The sequence below is a fragment of the Paracoccus sp. (in: a-proteobacteria) genome, from assembly GCF_046462195.1.
GTDB lineage: Bacteria > Pseudomonadota > Alphaproteobacteria > Rhodobacterales > Rhodobacteraceae > Paracoccus.
This window is the reverse complement of the sequence record NZ_JBKGUN010000251.1, coordinates 1-4,063: the sequence shown is the minus strand read 5'-3', so window position 1 is coordinate 4,063 and position 4,063 is coordinate 1. Positions and strand designations below refer to the sequence as shown.

Annotated in this window: 3 protein-coding genes; 1 reads left to right on the top strand and 2 read right to left on the bottom strand. The window is 56.2% G+C overall.

The annotated features are described in order from the left end of the window. Window positions 1–857 precede the first annotated feature (857 nt). Both ACLHHB_RS15620 and ACLHHB_RS15615 read right to left on the bottom strand, forming a co-directional pair. Window positions 858–1,268 (bottom strand): hypothetical protein, encoded by a 411-nt coding sequence (locus ACLHHB_RS15620; protein ID WP_410219207.1) that lies wholly within the window; start codon window positions 1,266–1,268, stop codon window positions 858–860. A gap of 520 nt (window positions 1,269–1,788) precedes the next feature. Then, window positions 1,789–2,013, bottom strand: coding sequence for a hypothetical protein (locus ACLHHB_RS15615; RefSeq protein WP_410219206.1), 225 nt, complete (start codon window positions 2,011–2,013; stop codon window positions 1,789–1,791). A 197-nt stretch (window positions 2,014–2,210) separates the two neighbouring features. On the opposite strand from ACLHHB_RS15615, the gene ACLHHB_RS15610 reads away from it, so the two are divergent. Beyond that, the gene (locus ACLHHB_RS15610) at window positions 2,211–3,317 is read left to right on the top strand and encodes a helix-turn-helix transcriptional regulator (RefSeq protein ID WP_410219205.1); all 1,107 of its coding nucleotides are present in this window, start codon (window positions 2,211–2,213) and stop codon (window positions 3,315–3,317) included. Window positions 3,318–4,063 lie beyond the last annotated feature (746 nt).

Below are 4,063 nucleotides of genomic sequence, written 5' to 3'. Positions count from 1 at the left end.
TCCAGCAGGTCCCCTTGCCAGGCCTGAAGCACCCAGAGGAGCAGGAAGACGATGCGGCTGGAGGCTAGGCTCTGCTCCACTCCAAGAGGTGACCGAGGGTATGAGGTCTACTGTTCGGGATAGTTGCGACCTCTCCCAATACCCATGCTTGCTGCTTCGGGTATCGAGCTCCTGAGCAGTCATTAACGACAAGTGTGCAACCAGATCGAGCTGTCATGACGTTCACCAGTTTTCGCACAAGAATATCGCCCTTGTTCGTCCGGAACCCCAAGCTCCCGTAGTTTCGGTACTTGAATTGGGCCAGTCTGGCATTGCCACTGCCGATTTGCTGGCCAGCCAGCACTATCGCGTCATCGGTGTCGACGCTGACCCCAAGAAGGTGGAGAACTTCAAGCAAGGTACGGCCGACCGCACCGAGGCCGGCGTCGCACCCCTGCTTCAAGAAGGCTTTGAATAGGCCGCATTGCGGTGACCGATGACATACTTTCGACGATCCCGGCGACGGATGTCATCTTTATCAACCAAACGTGCAATATTGACCCGTTCGCGCAGCCCATTACTATACGCTAGAAACGATGGGCAGAAACATTGGCGCCACGCTGAAACACAAAACAGAGTTCCAGATGGTCGTGCAGCGTGCACAGATTGCGTCGGGATTACCAGGAATATGCTGGTTCCCGCCATTGAGCGCGCATCGGGCTTCCGGGTCAATTCGGGCTCCTGCAGGTCCGCATGGGCAGGATGGACACAAACCCGGTACCTATGACGGACGGATCAGACAATAATATCGCTTGCACCTCTGACCCGGCATTCCGCGACATGTTGTCAATGCAGCACGCCTTACTGTCCTGTATGTCCTAGGAGTGCAGGGCCGTGATGCTCTTCACACCCTGACTAGCTTTTTTCGCTCCTCCGGGCCCAAGGTGGAATTGGCTTCTATAGATCGTATTAATAATTCGCCGTCCGCAAGCTGACATGAAGCCCTTGAAGCCAAGATTAAACTCACCTTGCCCGCGAGGAAGCGGGACCCTGTTCAAGCACATTGTTGAGCCACTTGATCCGCCATCTTGATAGGCAGCTGGCCAGCTGAACCACTCCAGCATGAGGTTGATGTCCCGCCAGCTGGCAGCACTATGGTCGATGACGATCTCTTGCAGCAGGCCATCAGCTTCCATTGGCCGAGCAAGGACATTGACGACGTGTGGCTTGTGCAGGCGCATCGAACACAGGAAGTCCAGCGTCCTGACGATGGGGTGGTACAGGTACAACTATTTCCTCATACCGTTCCTATTTGTCTGATCCGTGCAAGCCGGCCGTAGTGAGGTCAGCCTGCAAAGCTTATGTGTAAGACTCGAATTGTGGTAGTCACATAAGCATCTTTGGGACCGAGCATGGCAGTGAGCGGCGTCAATACCTCGCAACAGGCACTTTTGGATGAATTGTTTCATGACGCCACCCGCGCTCCGCCTCCTGCTTCGAACTTAGAGATTATCGGACGGTGCGGGTGCGGCGCGCATGTGATTGGCCAGCGCGAAGGCGCTTGTGCAGCCGCGTTACAAAGATAGTGCCTGCAATGGACGGCCCGCACAGGTTGTTGATGCGCCGTGGGCCTCTGGCTCTCTCTCTGGAGAGGGATTTAGCCCCTCTGCCAGATGGTTCGTTTCCGCCGGCAAGGGGAACGCAATGACTATGTCACCAGACAGGTCTGGGTGGCTGCAATGTGTGCTTTGATGATGACAGTGTCCTGTTCGGCATATGGAAATTGCAAGCAAGCGACGAAGTAATGTCTTACGCCCGGCTTTCACGCAGGTCACGTGGACGGCATTGCCAGCGTTCAATCCTCCAATCAGGATGTGTTTCCTTCCACTTTGCGACCTGAGGCTGCCCATGCACCATGCAGGTCATGATGCTGACCTCATGCGCGTCGAACAAGAGGCTGAAATCGCGGCATTGGGGCAGGGGTTCTGCCAGTTGAGCGGAAAACGCGCAGGCGCTAATCAAAAGTTCAATCATTAAACTCTCCATTTAAACGACACAAATCAGGTAAACATTAACGCACGGTGCGGCGCGGAGGAGGGTGAGAAGCGCACATCGAAAGCGTCGAGTGATATTACAGACAAACACACTGAACTCAGACTATGGTATGGTTAATGAGGTCAGAATACCCTGAACAGGGTATCGCTGAAGATCGCGACGATGGAGGGCTACAGATGAACGCTCCGACAGAACCGCCGCTGGCAAGCGAACTGATCGATCATCTTTATGCCGCCATGTTTGGCGAAGCACCGTGGCAAGCCTTCATGGAGCACAGCCGAAGCCTGCTGCCGAACGGGCAGACCGTTCTTTTTCACCACGACAAGGCGTCGCGGCGAGGGGCCTATTCGTTGGCCGGTGGCCTTGATCAGGACATGGTGGAGAAGTACAATCAGAAGTATTGCGCCATCAATCCCTGGATGGACCACGCCATGATCCGTCCTTTGGGCCGCGTCGTGCAGGCCGACGAGATGCTCCCGCGCGAGAAGCTCTTGCGGACAGATTTCTACTCTGACTACCTGCGGCCCCAGGACATCACCACCGGTCTTGGGGTGACGCTCGACCGCAATGAAGATCGCCACTTCTTCTTCAGTATCGTATGCGCGGACGCCGAGGCAGATCGTGTTGATCGTGCCAAGGCCATCATCTCCTCGTTTGTGCCACATCTGACGCGGGCCTTCGGCTCGTATCGGTCCGCCATGACAACGGAAGATCCGACGTCTGGCATACTGCGGATTGATGGCAAGCTGAGGGTCGTCTCGGCCAATGGTAACGCACTTGCCATGATGCAGGAAACTGAGGAGCTAACGATTGGACCATTAGGCCGCCTTGTTTGCAAGGACGTGGAGTGCTTGCGGATCATTCAGAAGGTGCTCGCGCCAGATCGAGGTTCAACTGTTGTCTCACCGGCGGTCCATTACTGCCATCTGAAGCGAAGGAACGGGATCCTTCCGATCCGGGCATGTATCTATCGCCCGGGCGCGACTGGCGGCGCCCATGTCGGCGCCATGGACTGCTTCATGCGTCTGGAGTCTCCCGTTCGCGCCCTTCGCGAGGCAGTGCGGAAGTTCGGGGTCATGCACCGCTTGTCGGCAGCGGAGACTGGCATTGTTGCGCATCTGATAGAGGGTCTGACACCCGAGCAGATTGCCGCGGAACGGCACACCTCATCCGATACGGTCCGAACTCAACTCAAGAATATTTACCGCAAAACTGAGTGCGGCCGGCAGGTCGACATCGTGCGGCATGTTGCTGCGATGGTTGATCCCAAGCCGGGGAGGTGACTGGGACCCTGCTGCTCAGGAAACCGCGCCCAGTTGTCAATCCGGTTTCACACCGCGTCTCCGATATAGGGCCTTAGCAAGAAACTCTGGCATAACTGGAGAGCGTGCAGATCCGACAGATTGCTGCCGGCACATCGTGTAGGTTCGCTGCACTTGATCCGGTCGAACCGGACAGGTTGCGGTTCGTAGCAGTATTTCATGTGTAGAAAAGCCGAGGGCAGGTCGCCGGAAGGTCATGATTGTTCGGCGGCCAGTCAGCGCAGATGGCTGCGCGGCAGCATCTCTCAGTTCACTTGCGTGCCGAACAGGCTGCCGCACACGTTGAGGAAATGTCGCGTTCCCTTCCTGAGCCATGCCGGAGCTTGGCAGGAATTTTGGCTCAGCAGCCGGGAAAGGTCAGGCGGCTTGGCACCTGTTGCCGTCTGCCCGGTCCAAGCAACTATGAACATGCGCAAGATGTCTTCCCTTCGTCAGTGATCATTCAGGCTTGAACCGTCAATCAGCCCGGAAGAAGGGAAACTGGTGGCCCATAACCGATCGTCTGCAGCCAAGCCGCTGCTGGCAAGGTCGTTTGCTTTAAGCAATCTGCCAGCCGCTACCTCGACGCGATCCGTTTCCAAGGTCTAGATTGATGCACAGGACCATCATGAGGGATTTTATAAAGCTCGTCTGTCAGGGCTGGCTGAGCAATGGCCGAAAAGAAAGGCTGTTCTGCCCCCTGAGGACTGAAGCGTTTGAAACTGGAG

Bases quoted from the DNA above. Each gene is read 5' to 3' on its own strand.
- ACLHHB_RS15615 (WP_410219206.1), bottom strand. From the start codon at position 2,013: ATGATTGAACTTTTGATTAGCGCCTGCGCGTTTTCCGCTCAACTGGCA.
- ACLHHB_RS15610 (WP_410219205.1), top strand. From the start codon at position 2,211: ATGAACGCTCCGACAGAACCGCCGCTGGCAAGCGAACTGATCGATCAT.